The sequence below is a fragment of the Serratia sp. TSO36 genome (assembly GCF_057808395.1).
The window spans coordinates 69,075-86,771 of the sequence record NZ_JBJZOU010000020.1 but is presented as its reverse complement, the minus strand read 5'-3'; the positions used below and the strand labels follow the sequence as shown (position 1 = coordinate 86,771).

The following is a 17,697-nucleotide window of genomic DNA, read 5'->3' as shown; positions in this document are numbered from 1 at the left end:
AATCAGCGAGTGACGGCCCTGGCGCTGGCGGTCACCGCCAACAGCAGAGCGGCTACGCAGGCGAAGGCCACCGTCAGGCTGGAAAACTGAGCGATGAAGCCGATCAGCGCCGGGCCGGCCAGAATACCGGCATAGCCGACGGTGGTGACGGAGGCGATCGCCAAATTGGCCGGCATGTCGCGCTGGTTGCCTGCAGCGCTGAACAGGATCGGCACCACGTTCGAGGCCCCCAGGCCGACCAGCATGAAACCGACCAGCGACACGGTGGCGTGATTGAAGGCGATGGCCAGACTCAGGCCGAGAGCGGCGCACAGGCTCCCCAGCAGCAACACCCGGTAGCGGCCCAGTGAGTTCACTACCCGATCGCCATTGAGGCGACCGAGCGTCATGGTGATGGAAAACAGCGCATAGCCCAGACCGGCCTGGCTGTGTTCGACGCCGCGCAATGTGGTGAGGAACAGCGCGCTCCAGTCGAGCATCGATCCTTCCGCCAGGAACATGATGAAGCACAGAATGCCGATGAACATCACCCAGCCGCGCGGCAAGACGAACATCGGCCCGCCGTCGTCGGCGCCGCTCTCACGCAGCAAATGGCGGCTGGCGAACGCCAGCAGCACTATCACCGCCAGTACGGTAAGCAGGGTGGATTGCAGCGGCGTCAGCCCCAGCCACAGCAGCGCGCTGACGCCGCCGGCGCCGGCAATGCCGCCGATGCTGAAGAAACCGTGAAAGCCGGACATCATCGCCTTGCCGCTGGCGCGTTCGACGATCACCGCCTGAACGTTCATCGCTACGTCGATCATGCCGATCGCCGCACCGAACAGCAGCAGCGCCACGGCCATGCCGCCGAGAGAGTCCATCAGCGCCAGCAGCGGCAGATCGATGCACAATCCCAGCCCCGCCATCAAGATCACCGCGCGGCAGCCCAATTTGCCGGTCAGGAAACCGGTCAGCGGCATCGCCAGCATGGAGCCGGCGCCGATACAGAGCAGCAACAGGCCGAGCGAGCCGTCGTCGATGCCGATGCGCGCTTTGGCGAAGGGGACCAGCGGCGCCCAGGCGGCCATGCCGAGACCGGCGACGAAAAAGGCCAGACGGGTGGCGATCTGTTGAGGAACGCCGGGCGTTTGCTGTTCATTGCACAAGGTGGCTGTCATGTAAGCGTCAGGATCTTGGGTCAAAAGAATGGTGAAAGTTACTGACAGTTTTTATCACAATCCGCGATCCGGGTCGAAAATATTCGTGCCTGACACATCCCTGGCGCCGCCTCTGCGCACCAGCCACAGCGAGATAGCCTGGACAATATAGTCCTTTTGCCGCTCGTCCAGTGCGACGCCCTGCGGTATGCCGTGCCACTTTTCCAGGCAGCCGCGGCAGCAGGTGGCGGTGGCGTGCTGGGCGACGAACACCGGGTGGCCACGCATCGGCGTTTGCTTGCCGTCGTTTTTAGGGTGGGCGGCGGCCAGGCGGCGATCGATAAAATCGCGGGCATGGCTGAGGATAAGGGGCAATCCCTTGCCCTCGAGATAAGCCTGGTCTTTGGCATTTAAACGAAAGCGAGCGCGGAAGGGGGAACTTTGCAGCCGCCGCCACAGCACGTCGGGTTGAAAGGGCATCATGAATTTTACTCGCTGAAGGTGCGCTTTTTTCAGATTACCAGAACTGAAACTCTGCGGCTAATTGTGCCTGCGGCGGGAAATAATCGGCAAGATAAAGCACGAAATGAAAAGCAAGCTCAATTTGTAGGCTAAAATAAGGAAAAAGATTAGCAATTAGTGCGGCGGTAAATTAGTGAAACTATATCATTGGGTTATTTATTTGCTTGCTATTTGTGCGAGTCGAAATTGTGAGGGGAGTATGGAGGGAAATAAAAAACCGGCCAGAAGCCGGTTAAAAGGAATGCAGAAATTATCTTCCGATAATGAAGGTAATAATGAAAATAATGATGATAGCGAAGTGATTATAGCGGCTGCGAGTGGGGAGCGTTTTGGCACAATGTGCTTATTGCCCGTCTCAATTGTATGGTTGGCTTTTTTTTCTTAAAGATATGTATAACTACATGATTTTTTATCAATTAATCTATTCTTTGTCTTTAAGTGCTTTATTTTGTTTGTCTGTAAGGTTTTGTGAAAGTTCGCGCGTATTTACATTTTGAAACCTTTATTAATTACACTGAAACACTATCGGATACTTGGTATCATTTTCTTTCTGGATTAATATAACCCTTGTTACCAGAATGGTAATGCACAGTCGTGCTAATAATGCTCGAAAAGGGCAGTGGCCGTAGCTCGACATAATTAACGAGGATAATAACGATGAAACTTCGAGTACTCTCTCTGATGGTACCCGCACTGCTGGTTGCAGGCACAGCAGGCGCGGCGGAAATCTACAACAAAGACGGTAATAAACTGGATTTGTACGGTAAAGTCGACGGTCTTCACTATTTCTCCAGCAACAACGGCGTGGACGGCGATCAGTCTTATATGCGTTTTGGCCTGCGCGGCGAAACGCAAATCAGCGATCAGCTGACCGGGTACGGCCAGTGGGAATATCAGGCGAACCTGAACCACGCTGAAAACCAGGACAACAAGAACTTCACCCGTTACGGCTTCGCCGGTCTGAAATTCGGCGACTACGGCTCCTTCGACTACGGCCGTAACACCGGCGTGCTGTACGACGTCGCGGCGTATACCGACTTGCAGCCTGAGTTCGACGGTATGACCTACGGCGCCGACCAGTTCATGTTCCAGCGTTCCAGCGGCCTGGCGACCTACCGTAACAACGACTTCTTCGGTCTGGTTGACGGCCTGAACTTCGCCCTGCAGTACCAGGGTAAAAACGGCAACGGCGAAGAGACCAACAACGGTCGTGACGTCCTGGGCCAAAACGGCGAAGGCTACGGTATGTCCATGAGCTATGACATGGGCTACGGCATCAGCGCCGCGGGCGCCTTCTTCAACTCTCGCCGCACCAGCGAGCAGAACGGCGCCGGCGCGTACCGCAATATTATGGGCCGCGGCGACAAGGCGGAAGGTTACTCCGGCGGTCTGAAATATGACGCCAACGACGTTTACCTGGCGGTGATGTTCACCCAGTCCTACAACGCGGCGCGTTTCGGCAGTTCCGACAGCAGCGTTTATGGCTACGCCAACAAGGCGCAGAGCTTCGAAGCCTACGCGCACTACCAGTTCGACTTCGGTCTGCGTCCGTTCGTGGGCTATAACCAGACCAAAGGTAAAGACCTGGGCCGCGCCGGCAACGGCAAGGACTACGGCGATCAAGATCTGGTCAAATTCGTCGACCTGGGTGCGACCTACTTCTTCAACAAAAACATGTCTACCTATGTTGATTACAAAATCAACCTGGTGGACAACAACGATTTCACCGACGCTGCCGGCATCAACACCGACAACGTGGTTGCCGTGGGCCTGGTTTACCAGTTCTAAGCACCAGCGTGTGAATGACACAGCGCGGCCTTCGGGCCGCGTTTTTTTTTGCCGGTAAAAAGCACGGATTGATCCGTTGTCGGCATGGGAAGCGCTTCGGATCGCCTCCGCTCGGCCTACGCTGTCAGTACAGCAAACAGAACGGAGGTGATATGGAACTCAAGATCGATAAGGTGATCGAAACGGTGCTGTACGTCAGCGACATTGAACGCGCGGACGCTTTTTACCGGCAGGTGCTGAAGCTGCCGGCAATGGTCGCCAATGAACGGTTTCGCGCCTATAACGTCGGCGATCGGAGCGTACTGTTGCTGTTTATCGAGGGCGATTCGCTGCGCGGGGCGCAGTATCCGACCGGGTTTATTCCCGCGCACGATGGCGTGGGGCCGGCGCATATCGGGCTGGCGGTGGCGAAAGAGCAACTGCCGCACTGGGAACGGCATCTGGTGGCCAACGGCGTGGAGATTGAGGGGCGAATGCGCTGGGAACACGGCGGGGAGAGCATTTATTTTCGCGATCCCGACGCCCACCTGCTGGAACTGGTGACGCCGGGCATCTGGGCCAATTACTGATCGAACCCGCCTTGCGCCAACATGTCCAACGCGGCATTCAGCACCTGCAGCGCGGCCTGCGGTTGCTGCTCTATCTGCACTCTGACGATGGCGCCGTCGATCAGCATCGCCAGCATTGCCGCCCGCTGTTCCTGCTGCGGCCCGGCGGGCAGGTGGCGCGCCAGTTCATCCGCCATCTGCCGCTTATGCCGGCCGGCGATGTGCAGGCTTTCCGGCAGCAGATCGGCTATCTCCACCGCAGTATTGATAAACGCGCAGCCGCGAAAGCGCGGATCGTCGAACCATTCCGCCAGGCAGGGTACCAGCGCCGGCAGCAACCCGCCGGTCTGCGCCACATGGCGGGCCAGTGATGTGCTGAACCAGCTGAGCCACTGCTGATGGCGATAGGTCAAAAACGCCGTAATCAAATCGTTCTTGCTGGGAAAGTGGCGGTAGAAGGTCACTTTGGTCACGCCCGATTCCTTGATGATGCGATCGATACCGGTGGCGCGGATCCCTTCTTGATAAAACAGATCGTGCGCCGTCAGCAGGATGCGCTGGCGGGCGGGCAAGGCGTTGAGATCGGCGGTCATCATTTTCTCCGGGGCTATTTTCGAGTGATTGTAGACAACTCTGTCTACTTGCGCTAGCGTAAAGGTGTAGACAGAGTTGTCTACATGCCTTCACTCAGGAGATGAACATGAGCATTAAACCCCCATTGCCGCCTTTTACCCGCGAATCCGCCATCGAGAAGGTGCGGCTGGCGGAGGATGCCTGGAACAGTCGCGATCCCGAACGCGTATCGCAGGTGTATTCCCTCGATACCCACTGGCGTAACCGCGCGGAGTTTGTCGACGGCCGCGCGGCGGTGGTCGGCTTTTTGCAACGCAAATGGGCGAAAGAACTGGAGTATCGGCTGATTAAGGAGCTGTGGGCGTTTGACGGCGCGCGCATCGCGGTGCGTTTCGCCTATGAATGGCGCGACGATTCCGGCAACTGGTATCGCAGCTTCGGCAATGAAAACTGGGAGTTCAATCAGGAGGGGCTGATGATCAACCGCCATGCCTGCATCAACGACATGCCGATTCGCGAACAGGATCGGCGTTTTCATTGGCCGCTCGGCCGGCGCCCGGACGATATTCCAGCGCTGAGCGATTTCGGTTTTTGAATCTGCTGGCGCGCCGGCGATGGCCTCTTGAGTGCAAAAGCGCACCGATCGACAAAGGGGAATTTGTAGAAAAGCCTTCCCGCTTCTAGACTTAGGGAACAACAAATGCACTCCAAGAGGACAAGCTATGACGAAGAAGTTGGTTTTGGCCGTCGGCACCGCGGCGGTATTTTCCATTCTTGCCGGTTGCACCACCTATGATCGCGCAGCCAGTTATGTCAATGAGCCGGTGGTCAGCGATGTCAAAGTAGGGATGACCAAGCAGCAGGTGCGGGCTATCGCCGGTCCGCCGTCGACGTCCGCCACGCTGATCCATGCGCAGGGCACCTGCGACACCTATGCGGTGGCGCCGCGCGACGGCAAGGTGCAGACGTACTTTGTCAGCTACAACGACACGGGCCATGTCATGAACAAGGGCTATCAAACCTGTTCAGACTACGATTCTCAGCCGAAATAATCGCGTTTCGGCCGACCAAAAAAGCCTCGCTTGCGCGGGGCTTTTCATTTTTTAAGCGTTTAAGGCCTGAAGTTTAGGCAACTGCGCCGCCCATGCCATTTTTTTTGCATCAAAACGATAGACATTTCATAACGGTATCGCTAATATCAGCGCCCATTGGAAGGATGGCCGAGTGGTTTAAGGCAACGGTCTTGAAAACCGTCGAGTGTAACAGCTCCCAGAGTTCGAATCTCTGTCCTTCCGCCAAATTCAGCCGGCTTAGCTCAGTAGGTAGAGCAACTGACTTGTAATCAGTAGGTCACCAGTTCGATTCCGGTAGCCGGCACCATGACAGAGGCCCCAGCAGCGATGCTGGGGCTTTTTGTTATGAGCTTTACACTTCCGCAGGAACAAACAGTATAGGTATTAACCTATAGCCGGGGTTTTATCAGCCGCACGGAGCTTGGAACCTAGGGCATTTATCACTGAGGGATTGGGGGGGATGTGGCTTATTCTGGCAGAAGTATAGCCGGTGGACGAACCGGCTATCAGATAGGGTTCAAATATCCGTGACCAGCCACTGATCCGCTTCTTCGAACATCTCTTCCAACATTCGGTTCAGCTTCTCACGATCGCTTTTGCTGGCGTCGGAGTTCAGGCCGTTGGCCTGCATCGGCTTCACGCGCACGTCAGCTTCCGGGAACAGTGCATGCACGCGTTTTTCCAGCTCGTTGCGAATAATCTCGGCGGCGTTGGGTAACCCAGCGACGTTGCGTTTGTCGTACACCAATTCTACAAACATGACTCACCTGTAAACACTGATTTAATGTACAGTATTCTGGCCTGAGGAAGGCCGGTTGGCAAGAGGGGGCGCGGAATTTTGCATGATGCGTTCATTCTTGCACGGAGTGTGGTAAATCCTGCAGCTGAATCACCAATTCCGCCAGGCTGGCGGCCTGCATTTTCTCCATCACTTTTGCCCGGTGAACCTCCACGGTGCGCAGGGCGATATTCAACCGTTCAGCCATTTCCCTGTTCATCATGCCCCGCACCACCAGCTGCGCAATGTCGCGTTCTTTCGGCGTGAGCGTGCGGTAGCGGCCGCAAGTTTCATGGCGTTGCCAGGCCTCGACGGAGACCTGCTGCGCCCGTTCGAGGGCGGCGATCAGCGGTTCAGCGGCGATCGGTTTTTGCAGGAAGTCCACCGCGCCGTACTTCATCTGCTCAACCGCCATCGGCACGTCGCCATGGCCGGACAGGAACACCACCGCCAGCGTGCTGCCGCGGCGGCGCAGCTCCCCGTAAACCTGGTGACCATCGAGCTTCGGCATCCGCATGTCCAGCAAGACGATCCCGGTCTGAAACAGGTCGGCCTGCGCCAGAAAATCGGCGCTGTCATTCCAGCATTGCACGCCGTGGCCGAGGCTGGTCAGCAAAAAATGACAGGCGTCGGTGACGGCGACGTCATCATCCACCAGATAAATTAGCGACATGGTTTTCCTCGTTATCCAATATGAAATGCAGCGTTACGCACAGCCCGTTGCGGCTGTCGGGAGCCGGGCGGTTAGCCAGGCGGATTTCGCCGCCGCCATAGCGGGCCAGGCGCCGGCAAATGGCTAACCCCAGCCCCATGCCGCCGGCCTTGGTGGTGTTGAAGGGGCGAAAAGCCTGTTCCAGCCCGGCCGTTGTCATGCCGCCCGCGTTGTCCTGCAGATGCAACTCCATCGCCCGTTCGCTCTTGGCGGCGGAAAGCCAGACGGCATTGGCTCCGGCCTGCGCCGCATTCAGCAGCAGGTTCGCCAGCAACTGTTCCAGCAGCGCCGGCGGCAGGGTTAGCGTCAGCGAAGGCGCCACGTTATTGAACAACGTCAGGTCGGGATAGCGTTGCGTCAGGCGCAGCAGCGTCCACACCCGCTCGGCGGTTTCGCTTACCGCGGTGGGGCGCCAGCGCGTTTGGTCTATCGCCTCCGCGGTGGGCTGCACCCACTGGCGCAGGTTATGAATCGTCTCGCCGCCGCGCTGCGCCTGCCGGTCGATATTTTCCAGCGGCCCCAGCAGCGGATGCCCGGCGTCCGTGTTGCGCAGTTGGATCAGGCACCCCTGCGCATAGTGGCGAATGGCCGCCAGCGGCTGGTTGAGCTCGTGCGCGAAGCCGGAGGCCATCTCCCCCAGCACGTTCAGCTGCCTGGCGTTTTCCAGCGCCCGCTCCTGCCGCCGCAGTTGCTCGTCGGCGTGGAGCAGCTGTCGCCCGCGTCGGCGTACCAGCAGCGCGATCCAGATATGGTTGACGATCAACAGCGCCAGCAGCGCCAGCGACAGGCCGACAGCCGTCTGATGCTGGATCAGCCAGCTCTTGATATCCAGCCATAGCCGCCGCTGTTCCGGGTGCTGATTGACGGCGCGCAGCAGCGCTTCCACCTCGCTGGTCGAGGCCGGTGCGCCCCACAGGAAGGGAGACTGGGGCGGTGCGGTCAGCAAGGCTCTCGCCACCGCATCCACCAGTGAGTTATCCAGGCCGGGCAGGGCGGCGAACGACCAGTTGGGGTAAAGCGGCGTGCTGGTGACGCAGGGAGCCGACGTGGCCTGTTGCAGCAGCGGGCGAAAATCCGCCGGGTTGATCAGGCCTTCCTTGCCCATTTTCTCCAGCAGGCAGACCGGGACGATGGCGGCCTGAATGGCGCGCTCGCGCAACAGATAGAGCAGGGCGTCGGCAGGGAAACCGGTAAAGCGCAGGTGAAAATCGCGCTCGGGCCGTATGCCGGCGTCGCTGAGCGCCTTATAGCCGGTCAGATAGCCGCCGAAGGCCTGCGGGTCGATGGCGCCCACCGTTTTTCCCATCAGCGCCTGCGGCGTCGTAATGCCGCTGTCGCGCCGCACCAGAATCACGCTGCCGATGATGTTGCCCGTTGCCCGATCGCCGTTGGCGGCGCGCAACGACGCCAGCCAGCGCAGATGATAGTGGCTGTTCAGCTGCACAAACTGCGCCGGATTAGTGACCACGAACTGCACGCTGCCCCGATTGACCGCTTCGCGCATCTGCGCCAGATCGAGCGGCCGCAGGCGGAAGCGCTCACCGCCGACGCTGCCGTTGAGCCTGTCGATCAGCGGCTGCCAGTCACGCTCGGTCGCCGCATCGCCGCGCATCGCCAGCACGCCGACCGACCACTCGCCCGCCTGTGCCGCCATCCCCCAGCCGAGACTGAACAGCAGTAATAACACGACCCTCACGGCCCCTCCTGATGGGCAATTTGCCTGCCGCCACTTGTTTTAGATCAACGTTGGGTTCGGTATGTGGTTAACCACAATAGAGCTGAGCCCAATGTCATTTTTACACTGTAAATCATCGACATTGTTTATTCATCTAACGGGCATCAATAGCGTGATCGGGGTGATGCCCAGGGCGTGGGAGAGGCGCATGGATTTCGGTAAACGGCAGTTTTTGCAGCGGCTGGGCGTGTTGACGGCGGGGGCTTCGCTGATCCCCGTGGCGGAGGCCGGGCTGACGTTAGCGCCGACGCGGCGCGAGGGGGATGCCAGCCGCCGCTACGCGATGCTGATCGATCTGCGGCGCTGCGTTGGGTGCCAGGCCTGTACCGTCAGTTGCGCCATTGAAAACCAGACGCTGCACGGGGAGTTTCGCACTACGGTAAACCAGTACCAGGTCAGCCTCGCAGGCGAAGCGGTGGCGACCAACGTGCTGCTGCCCAGGCTGTGCAACCACTGCGATAACCCGCCCTGCGTGCCGGTGTGCCCGGTGCAGGCCACCTTCCAGCGCGAGGACGGGATCGTGGTGGTCGACAACAAACGCTGCGTGGGTTGCGCCTATTGCGTGCAGGCCTGCCCGTACGATGCCCGTTTTATCAATCACGCCACCCAAACGGCGGACAAATGCACCTTCTGCGTACACCGGCTGGAGGCGGGATTGCTGCCGGCATGCGTGGAGTCGTGCGTGGGCGGGGCGCGGATCATCGGCGATATGCGCGATCCGCACAGCACGCTGAGCAAGCTGCTGCTGCGTCACGAGGCCGAGATCAAAGTCCTCAAGCCGGAGAACCAAACCGCGCCCCACGTGTTTTATCTGGGGCTGGATGACGCCTTCGTCACGCCGCTGCCGGGGCGGGCGCAGGTCGCTTTATGGGGGGAGGGACGATGAGCCGCCAACTGATGATCGCAGAGGTTTTGAGCCAGCCGCAGGCGGTGAGCTGGCTGCCGTGGGCCGTGCAATATTTCTTCTTTATCGGCATTGCCGCCTGCGCCGCGTTGCTGGCCTGCGTGTGGCGCTGGCGCGGTGGAGACAACGCCGCACATTTGGAGCGCGCGGCGCTGTTTATCGGGCTGACGTGCGCCATCACCGCGCCGCTGGCGTTGACCGCCGATCTGCATCAAACCGCCCGTTTCTGGCATTTTTACGCCTACCCGACGCCCTGGTCGTGGATGCCGTGGGGCGCGCTGTTCTTGCCGCTGTTTACCTTGCTGATCGGCCTGTGGTTTATCGCGATTGAATTTACGCGACTGACGGGCAGACCGGTTGCGCTGCTGCGTGGGATCGCGCCCGCCTGCGCGCTGGTGGCTATCGGCCTGCTGTTGTACACCGGGCGCGAGGTTTCCGTCGTGCGCGCGCGCCCAATCTGGTTCAGCTACGCATTTCCGATCGTGATGTTCCTCAGCGCGCTGCAGGCACTCTTGGCTCTGTTGCTGTTGGCGATGCGCAAACGGCCCGGCCTGCAGGCGCCGCTGGCGCGCGGGATGCTGCTGACGCTGCTGCCGCTCGGCGGGGCGATCCTGCTGTGGGTGTGCGGCGATACGCTATCCGGCGCGGCGGTACGCCACTGGCTGCAGACGCAGGCGACGGCGCGTCAGTATGCTGCCGGCTGGATCGCGCTGTGGGGGTTGGCGCTGGCGTGCGCCGCCTGGGCGGCCTATCGACGTTTGCCGCGCGGCGGCGCGCCGCTGCTGGTGGCCGGCGCGCTGGGGCTGAGCTGGCTGATGCGCTGGACGCTGTTGATTGAGGTGCAAACCATCCCGAAATACAACGCGTCTTATTCCCCCTATAGTCTGCCGCTTGGTACCGACGGCTTGCTGGCGATCGTCGGCACCTTCGGGCTGTGGCTGGCGTTAATGATCATGGTGCGTGAAGCACAGGCGTTTTTACTGCGGAGAAAACAACATGGCTAAACTCACCCGGCGTCAGTGGTTGAAAGTGGGCCTGGCCTTCGGCGGGCTGTCCGCTTTCGGCCTGAGCTATCGCGAGGTCGCCAAACGGGCGATCGACGGTTTGATTCACGGCACCTCAGGGCGCGTGACTCTGGATCGCATCAACGGCAACTCTCTGCTGCCCGAAGGGCGGGCGGTGCCGGAATGGCAAGGCAATCCGCAGCAGGCCATCTCGATGACCCAGTGCTTCGGTTGCTGGACGCAATGCGGCGTGCGGGTGCGGGTGGACAGGCAGACCGACCGGGTACTGCGTATCGCCGGCAACCCGTATCATCCGCTGTCTCAGGAGCGGCACCTCGATTCTGCGTTGCCGCTGCAGGACGCGTTGGCGCAGCTGGGCGGGGAGAGCGGCCTCGACGCGCGTTCCACCGCCTGCGCGCGGGGCGCTACGCTGCTGGAGGGGCTTTACAGCCCGCTGCGCGTGCTGGAGCCGATGAAGCGCGTCGGCAAGCGCGGCGAGGGAAAGTGGCAGCGCATCAGCTTCGAGCAGTTGATCGCCGAAGTGGTGGAGGGCGGCGATCTGTTCGGCGAGGGGCATGTGGACGGCCTGCGGGCGATCCGCGATCTGGAAACGCCGATCGATGCCCGACAGCCGGGGCTGGGGCCGAAAGCCAACCAGCTGCTGGTGACCAACGCCGGTGATGACGGGCGCGACAGCTTCCTGCGGCGCTTCGCCCAGAACAGCTTCGGCAGCAAAAATTTCGGCGCGCACGGCGCTTACTGCGGGCTGGCCTACCGCGCCGGTTCCGGCGCGTTGATGAACGATCTGGACAAGAATCCGCACGTGAAACCGGACTGGGAACAGGTCGAATTCGCGCTGTTTATGGGCACCTCGCCGGCGCAGTCCGGCAACCCGTTCAAGCGTCAGGCCCGGCAGTTGGCCAGCGCCAGATTGCGCAGCGAATTCCGCTACGCGGTAGTGGCGCCGGCGCTGCCGTTGACCACCACGCTGGCGGACGATCATGGCCATTGGATCCCGATACTGCCGGGCACCGACTCGGCGCTGGCGATGGCGATGATCCGTTGGATCCTCGACAATCGGCGTTATCAGGCCGGTTATCTCGCCATCCCGTCGGAGGCTGCCATGCAACGCGCCGGCGAGAAGAGCTGGACCAACGCCACGCATCTGGTGATCGCCGAGAGCGAGCACCCGTTGGCGGGGCAGCATCTGACGCTGGCCCATCTGAACGGCGCCGAGTCGGCGTCGCCGCTGGTGGTCAACGGCGCGGGGGAACTGGTGGCGGCCGAGACGTGTGACAGCGCCGAGCTGTGGGTAACCCGCACGGTGACGCTGCACGACGGCGCGCAGGTGGCGGTGAAGAGCGGCTTTCAGTGTCTGAAAGAGGCGGCCGACAAGTTGTCGCCGGAAGCCTACAGCCGGGAATGCGGCGTACCGGTGGCGCGCATCGCGGCGCTGGCCGAGGCCTTTACCGCCCACGGGCGCAAGGCGGCGGTGATCGCCCATGGCGGGATGATGGCGGCGAACGGGTTTTACAATACCTGGTCGGTGATGATGCTCAACGTGTTGATCGGTAACCTGAGCCTGGCGGGCGGGGTGTTCGTCGGCGGCGGCAAATTCAACGGTTTCGCCGAGGGGCCGCGCTATAACCTGGTCGAGTTTCCCGGCCTGGTAAAACCGAAGGGGTTGAATATCGCGCGCAGCAAGGCCGCCTATGAAACCTCCGACGAATACCGCGAAAAAGTGGCGGCGGGCGTTTCGCCCTGGCCGGCCAGGGCGCCCTGGTATCCGTTCGTCGCCGGGCAGTTGACCGAGCTGCTGACGTCGGCGCTGGCGGGATATCCGTACGGGCTGAAAGCCTGGATCTCGAACATGACCAACCCCCTGTACGGTATCGCCGGGTTGCGCGGCGTGGCGGAAGAGCGGCTGAAAGATCCGGCGCGTTTGCCGCTGTTTATCGCCATCGATGCGTTTATCAACGAAACGACGGCATTGGCCGACTATATCGTCCCGGACACCCATAACTTTGAGAGCTGGGGATTCAGCGCCCCCTGGGGCGGCGTCGCCAGCAAGGCCACCACTGCGCGCTGGCCGATAGTGACGCCGGCGACCGCGAAAACGGCGCAAGGGCAGCCGATCTCCATGGAGGCGTTTTGCATCGCCGTCGCCAAACGCCTGGCGCTGCCGGGGTTCGGCGATCGCGCTATCGGCGACGGCCGGGGCGGGCTGCTGCCGCTCAACCGCGCCGAGGATTATTATCTGCGCGCCGCCGCCAACGTGGCGTTTGCCGGCAAGGCGCCGGTGCCGGCCGTGAGGGAGGAAGAGCTGGCGCTGAGCGGCGTCGATCGCTTGTTGCCGCAGCTTGCGCAGACGCTGCGCGCCGATGAGATCGGCCGCGTGGCGTTTATCTACAGCCGCGGTGGCCGCTTCGCCGGTCATGACAGCGGCCGCCGCGACGGCAGCGTGGGCAACCGCTGGGAGAAGCCGCTGCAGATCTGGAATGCGGAAGTGGCGAAGCACCGGCATGCGATTACCGGCGAGCGTTTCAGCGGCTGCCCAACCTGCTACCCGGCGCGTTTGTCTGACGGCCGTGCGGTGGAAGAACTCTACCCTGAGCGGCAGTGGCCGCTGCGGCTGATGTCCTTCAAATCCAATGTGATGAGCAGTTCCACCGCGGTGATCCGGCGCCTGCACGACGTGAAACCGGTGAACCTGGTGGCGCTGAACCCGGCGGACGGGGCGCGTTTCGGCATTCAACACGGTGATTGGGTGAGCATCAGCACCCCGGGCGGCAGCCGGGAGGCGCAGATCAGTCTGCTGGCGGGGGTGATGCCCGGCGTGATCGCGGTGGAACACGGCTACGGCCACCGGGAGATGGGCGCCAGCCAGCACTACCTGGACGGCGAGCCGCTGGCGATGGATAAGCGCATTGCCGCCGGCATCAATCTCAACGATCTGGGGTTTGCCGATCCGACGCGCGAAGTGCCGAACACCTGGCTGGACTGGGTGACCGGTGCGGCGGTGCGACAGGGGATTCCAGCGGCGATCGTCAAACTTTCCGCGTAAACGGCAGACGAAAAAAAACCTGCTGTAACAGCAGGTTTTATTAAATTTGGTCGGCATGAGAGGATTCGAACCTCCGACCCCCGACACCCCATGACGGTGCGCTACCAGGCTGCGCTACATGCCGACGCTATGAAAAATCATACTACCGATTCCCGATGTTAATGCAAGCGCCTCGCCACTTGATTGCTTTAGTTTTAAGCAGTTAGTTGGCGATAAAGCGTTTTACATCGGTCAGCACCTGCAACAGCAGAGCAAGCTGCGGTTTCTCGTCTTTTATTTCATCGCCGTTCTGATCGTAGACGCGATAGTTGCCGCTGTTGTCCAGCATCAGCGTCTGCGTCGGCGTGATGATCACCAGCTGATTGCCATCGCCGGTAGCGATCCAGTCGTTGCGGCGCTGGGCGGTGAACAGATCTTCGCCCTGCGAATAGTCTTTCGGCGCGGTCTTCACGTGCAGCAATCGTTGCATCAGGGTGCGCATCACGTCGTTATGGCCGGTCAGCTTGCTGATGGTCTGCGCCGGGGTGCCCGGCCAGTGGATCACCAACGGCACCTGCAGCTGCGCCTGGTTGAAACCGGTGCCGGCGCCCCATTGGCCTTTGCCGCTGTCGTTGAACTCGACGCCGTGCTCGGCGGTGATCACCACCACGGTTTTATCCAGCAGGCCGCGCTGTTTCAGGGTGTCCAGCACCTGGGCTATCTGGGCGTCCACGTCTTGCGCGCCGGTGCGATAGCGCCGAATAAAGTCGGCCGGAGCCGGGGTTTTGTCGCCTTCGACAGCCTCGGCGCCGCTGAAGCTGATATAGGAGAACCACGGCTCTTTGCTACCCTGATCCGCCAGCCAACGCTGCCATTGCTGCGTGGTTTGCGCGTCGCTTTGCGGCGCCGGCGTCGGCAGCGAGAAATCGGTCAACAGCGCCTGACGGTACAGGCTGGCGTTGAAGCCATCGGAGGAGAACAGCCCCAGCTGGTAGCCCCGATCGCCGAGCGCAGCGATCAGCGCCGACGGCTTGCGGCCGGCGAGCACGCTGTCCAGATAGGTCGGGGAAATGCCGTAGAACAGGCCGAACAGCCCGGTATCGGCATGGTTGCCCGAACTGTAATGATCGCTGAAACGCACGTTTTCCTGGGCGAAGCGCGTCAGCGCCGGCATGTCCTGCGCCACGTCTTTGGCGCGAATGCCGTCCACCACGATCATCAGCAGGTTATAGCCGCTGCCTTTATCGCCGTAGCTGAGATCGCTGAGCGGATACTCTACTGCCACCGCTTCCGGATTGCCCTGTTGCATCAGGCGGCGCTCATACTCTTGCTGGTCGAGCAGGCCGTGTTTTTCGAGGAACTTGCGCGCGGTCATCGGGTACGAGAGCGGCAGGTTGGCTCGCTGCATGGTGATCGGGCGATAGAAGTTGGCGTCGGCCCAGATGTAAATCAGGTGCGAAGCGAAAAAGGCGCTGATAAACAGCGCCGCCAGCGGTTTGCCGAAGCGGCGGCGGTTCAGGCTGCGCAGCTTCTGCCAGCTCCAGGTGGCGAACAGCATCTCCACCAGGAAGATCGCCGGCACGCAGATGAACATCAGTTGCCAGTCGCGCGAAAGCTCGCTTTGGTCCGGGTTGACCACCAGATCCCACACCACCGGATTGAGGTGCAGGTGGAAATGGGAGAACACTTCGCTGTCGACCAGCAACAGCGTGAGCCCGATGGTGGCCAGCGCGGCGGAAATAAATCGCAGCAGCCGCTGCGACATCACCACGAAGGTGAGCGGGAAGATCACCAGCAAATAGCCGGCGAACACGATAAAGCTGAAATGCCCCAGCAGGCTGACAAAGGCATAAACCCGGCCCAGCAGGGATGCGGGCCAGTCGGTGACAAACAGGTAACGGCTGCCCAGCCCAAGGGCGAGCAAAATGTTGAATAAGGCGAACCAGTGCCCCCAGCTGATCATCTGGGAGACTTTTTCACGATAACGCTGACGGTTTGTCACCATAAGTCAATATTAATGTGCTTTATCTTCACGGACAGAAGCCTGCAGGGCTTCCGCGAACGATCTCGCCAGGGTTTTCCGCTGCGCGGGGGCAACGCTGGTGTTGATCAAATTAGTGACCATATTGCCCAGCACCATCAGGGAAAGATCGGTGGGGGTATGGTGTTTTTCCAGAACATTGACCAGCTCTGAGAGCAGTTGTTCAACGTGTTCGTCACTGTAACGGGATGATTGTGGCATAAAATTGCGCTTAGTAATCTGCAAAGTGCCCTATCTTACCGTATAGGGCAGTGATTTTCCGCTCTTTTATCACTTCCTGTCATTCGGGAAATTGTTCGCCCGCGCCGGGGCTGCCCCTCGCAGCGCCTTTCCGGTTTGCCGCGGTTTTTAGTATTGCAGGGCGGGGCCTTCAGTGTTTGAATACGCGCCTAAAGAACAGGAGGATTTACCATGAGTCTGGATATCGACCAGATCGCTCTGCACCAGTTGGTGAAACGCGACGAGCAAACGCTGGACGTGGTGCTGCGCGATTCCTTGCTTCCCACCAACGCGGCGGTGGAAGAAATGATGACGGAACTGCATCGCGTCTATAGCGCCAAGAGCAAGGCCTTGGGCCTGTTCAACGAAGGCAGCGAGCTGGCGGAAGCGCTGCGCACCTGCCGCAAGGACGATAAGGACTTTCTGGCCTTCAGCCGCGCGGCGACTGGCCGCCTGCGCGACGAACTGGCGAAGTATCCGTTCGCCGAAGGCGGCGTGGTGCTGTTTGGCCAATACCGTTATCTGGCGGTGGAGTATCTGCTGATCGCGGTGTTGAACAGCCGTAACAGCATGCGCGTCAACGAAGAGCTGGATATCAACACCACGCACTATCTGGACATCAACAACGCCGATATCGTCGCGCGCATCGATCTGACCGAATGGGAAACCAACCCGGAATCGACCCGCTACCTGACCTTCCTGCGCGGGCGCGTGGGCCGCAAGGTCGCCGACTTCTTCATGGATTTCCTGGCGGCGTCCGAAGGGTTGGACGCCAAGGCGCAAAACCGTGGGCTGCTGCAGGCGGTGGACGACTACTGCGCCGATGCGCAGCTGGACAAGAACGAGCGCCAGTCGGTGCGCCAGCAGGTGTACAGCTACTGCAACGAACAGCTGCAGGCGGGCGAAGAGATTGAGCTGCAGGCGCTGTCGCAGGAGCTGTCGCCGGTCGGCGAGAAAGACTTCATGCAGTTCTCAAGCGAGCAAGGGTATGAGCTGGAAGAAAGCTTCCCGGCGGATCGCGGCACGCTGCGCCAACTAACCAAATTCGCCGGCAGCGGCGGCGGCATCAGCCTGAACTTCGACGCCATGCTGCTGGGCGAGCGCATTTTCTGGGATGCGGCCACCGACACCCTGACCATCAGAGGCACGCCGCCGAATCTGCGCGATCAGCTGCAGCGCCGGACCGGCAGCGGCAAGTAAGCGCGCCGAATCGCAGACAATAAAAAACGCCGCAATTGCGGCGTTCTTTATTTCGGCGTCCCGAAAGGTTCGAAAACGTAGCGATTAAACGCGAACGAAGTCGATGTGAGCCAGTTTTGGCTTGAACGGGTGACGCTGTACAGCCTGAACCTTAACTTTGGTTTCTTTACCGTCGATAACCAGAGTTACTGCTTCGCTGTAGAATTCTGGTTTAGCTTCCATGTTCTTGACAGAATCATGGTCCAATTCGATGGAAACTGCAGCTTCTTTGCCACCGTAAACGATAGCTGGGAATTTGTTTGCTGCACGCAGGCGGCGGCTCGCACCTTTACCCTGGTCTTTACGTACTTCTGCATTGATAGTGAACATTGTTTTTTCTCTTAAAAGAAAATTTACCCTGCTACAGGCGACCCAAGTAGCA

Annotated in this window: 18 protein-coding genes and 3 tRNA genes; 11 read left to right on the top strand and 10 right to left on the bottom strand. The window is 60.4% G+C overall.

Features of this window, described 5'->3' with window-relative positions:
* Positions 1 to 2 precede the first annotated feature (2 nt).
* Complete coding sequence (locus ACK3CV_RS17275; protein WP_033635298.1) at positions 3 to 1,157, bottom strand: MFS transporter; 1,155 nt, start codon at positions 1,155 to 1,157, stop codon at positions 3 to 5.
* Between the two features lie 54 nt (positions 1,158 to 1,211).
* Complete coding sequence (locus ACK3CV_RS17270; protein ID WP_152903834.1) at positions 1,212 to 1,619, bottom strand: DUF4186 domain-containing protein; 408 nt, start codon at positions 1,617 to 1,619, stop codon at positions 1,212 to 1,214.
* A 238-nt stretch (positions 1,620 to 1,857) separates the two neighbouring features.
* On the opposite strand from ACK3CV_RS17270, the gene ACK3CV_RS17265 reads away from it, so the two are divergent.
* From ACK3CV_RS17265 to ACK3CV_RS17255, 3 genes are all read left to right on the top strand, one after another.
* Positions 1,858 to 2,043, top strand: coding sequence for a hypothetical protein (locus tag ACK3CV_RS17265; RefSeq protein WP_152903573.1), 186 nt, complete (start codon positions 1,858 to 1,860; stop codon positions 2,041 to 2,043).
* 272 nt (positions 2,044 to 2,315) lie between these two features.
* Positions 2,316 to 3,446, top strand: coding sequence for a porin OmpC (gene ompC, locus ACK3CV_RS17260; protein ID WP_033635297.1), 1,131 nt, complete (start codon positions 2,316 to 2,318; stop codon positions 3,444 to 3,446).
* A 152-nt stretch (positions 3,447 to 3,598) separates the two neighbouring features.
* Positions 3,599 to 4,015, top strand: coding sequence for a VOC family protein (locus ACK3CV_RS17255; protein ID WP_033635296.1), 417 nt, complete (start codon positions 3,599 to 3,601; stop codon positions 4,013 to 4,015).
* Here the strand turns inward: ACK3CV_RS17255 and ACK3CV_RS17250 are convergent.
* On the bottom strand, positions 4,009 to 4,587 hold the full coding sequence (locus ACK3CV_RS17250; protein WP_039565032.1) for a TetR/AcrR family transcriptional regulator: 579 nt from the start codon (positions 4,585 to 4,587) through the stop codon (positions 4,009 to 4,011). The genes ACK3CV_RS17255 and ACK3CV_RS17250 overlap by 7 nt on opposite strands.
* Positions 4,588 to 4,694: 107 nt before the next feature.
* Here ACK3CV_RS17250 and ACK3CV_RS17245 point away from each other — a divergent pair, with 107 nt between their 5' ends.
* From ACK3CV_RS17245 to ACK3CV_RS17230, 4 genes are all read left to right on the top strand, one after another.
* Positions 4,695 to 5,162, top strand: coding sequence for a nuclear transport factor 2 family protein (locus ACK3CV_RS17245; protein WP_049195938.1), 468 nt, complete (start codon positions 4,695 to 4,697; stop codon positions 5,160 to 5,162).
* Positions 5,163 to 5,289: 127 nt separating this feature from the next.
* Positions 5,290 to 5,619 carry an osmotically-inducible lipoprotein OsmE gene (gene osmE / locus ACK3CV_RS17240; protein ID WP_033635291.1) on the top strand — a complete coding sequence of 110 codons (330 nt, stop codon included), beginning with the start codon at positions 5,290 to 5,292 and terminating at the stop codon, positions 5,617 to 5,619.
* Between the two features lie 158 nt (positions 5,620 to 5,777).
* Positions 5,778 to 5,865, top strand: a tRNA-Ser gene (locus ACK3CV_RS17235).
* A gap of 6 nt (positions 5,866 to 5,871) precedes the next feature.
* A tRNA-Thr gene (locus ACK3CV_RS17230) sits at positions 5,872 to 5,947 on the top strand.
* Positions 5,948 to 6,157: 210 nt separating this feature from the next.
* Here the strand turns inward: ACK3CV_RS17230 and ACK3CV_RS17225 are convergent.
* The 3 genes from ACK3CV_RS17225 to ttrS form a co-directional block, all read right to left on the bottom strand.
* Positions 6,158 to 6,400, bottom strand: a complete 243-nt coding sequence (locus ACK3CV_RS17225) for a DinI family protein (RefSeq protein ID WP_004935803.1) — start codon at positions 6,398 to 6,400, stop codon at positions 6,158 to 6,160.
* A gap of 91 nt (positions 6,401 to 6,491) precedes the next feature.
* Positions 6,492 to 7,091 carry a tetrathionate respiration response regulator TtrR gene (gene ttrR / locus ACK3CV_RS17220; protein ID WP_164039960.1) on the bottom strand — a complete coding sequence of 200 codons (600 nt, stop codon included), beginning with the start codon at positions 7,089 to 7,091 and terminating at the stop codon, positions 6,492 to 6,494.
* Positions 7,066 to 8,784: a tetrathionate respiration histidine kinase TtrS gene (gene ttrS, locus ACK3CV_RS17215; RefSeq protein ID WP_239504660.1), complete on the bottom strand. Its 1,719-nt coding sequence runs from the start codon at positions 8,782 to 8,784 to the stop codon at positions 7,066 to 7,068. Before ttrS ends, ttrR begins: the two co-directional genes overlap by 26 nt.
* Positions 8,785 to 9,013: 229 nt before the next feature.
* Here ttrS and ttrB point away from each other — a divergent pair, with 229 nt between their 5' ends.
* The 3 genes from ttrB to ttrA are packed head-to-tail and all read left to right on the top strand — an operon-like array spanning position 9,014 to position 13,837.
* Entirely contained in the window at positions 9,014 to 9,751 is a 738-nt protein-coding gene (gene ttrB, locus ACK3CV_RS17210) for a tetrathionate reductase subunit TtrB (protein WP_164039958.1), read from the top strand.
* On the top strand, positions 9,748 to 10,773 hold the full coding sequence (gene ttrC, locus ACK3CV_RS17205; protein WP_033635288.1) for a tetrathionate reductase subunit TtrC: 1,026 nt from the start codon (positions 9,748 to 9,750) through the stop codon (positions 10,771 to 10,773). Before ttrB ends, ttrC begins: the two co-directional genes overlap by 4 nt.
* Entirely contained in the window at positions 10,766 to 13,837 is a 3,072-nt protein-coding gene (gene ttrA / locus ACK3CV_RS17200; protein WP_164039955.1) for a tetrathionate reductase subunit TtrA, read from the top strand. Before ttrC ends, ttrA begins: the two co-directional genes overlap by 8 nt.
* 47 nt (positions 13,838 to 13,884) lie before the next feature.
* Here the strand turns inward: ttrA and ACK3CV_RS17195 are convergent.
* The 3 genes from ACK3CV_RS17195 to ACK3CV_RS17185 form a co-directional block, all read right to left on the bottom strand.
* Positions 13,885 to 13,961: transfer RNA gene (locus ACK3CV_RS17195), tRNA-Pro, on the bottom strand.
* A 78-nt stretch (positions 13,962 to 14,039) separates the two neighbouring features.
* A complete protein-coding gene (gene yejM / locus ACK3CV_RS17190) occupies positions 14,040 to 15,821 on the bottom strand; it encodes an LPS biosynthesis-modulating metalloenzyme YejM (protein ID WP_033635286.1) in 1,782 nt (593 codons plus the stop codon).
* 9 nt (positions 15,822 to 15,830) lie between these two features.
* Complete coding sequence (locus ACK3CV_RS17185; RefSeq protein ID WP_004935782.1) at positions 15,831 to 16,058, bottom strand: YejL family protein; 228 nt, start codon at positions 16,056 to 16,058, stop codon at positions 15,831 to 15,833.
* Positions 16,059 to 16,268: 210 nt separating this feature from the next.
* Here ACK3CV_RS17185 and yejK point away from each other — a divergent pair, with 210 nt between their 5' ends.
* A complete protein-coding gene (gene yejK, locus ACK3CV_RS17180; RefSeq protein WP_033635284.1) occupies positions 16,269 to 17,276 on the top strand; it encodes a nucleoid-associated protein YejK in 1,008 nt (335 codons plus the stop codon).
* Between the two features lie 84 nt (positions 17,277 to 17,360).
* On the opposite strand, the gene rplY is transcribed toward yejK, so the two are convergent.
* Positions 17,361 to 17,645, bottom strand: a complete 285-nt coding sequence (gene rplY, locus ACK3CV_RS17175) for a 50S ribosomal protein L25 (RefSeq protein WP_004935776.1) — start codon at positions 17,643 to 17,645, stop codon at positions 17,361 to 17,363.
* Positions 17,646 to 17,697: the final 52 nt, after the last annotated feature.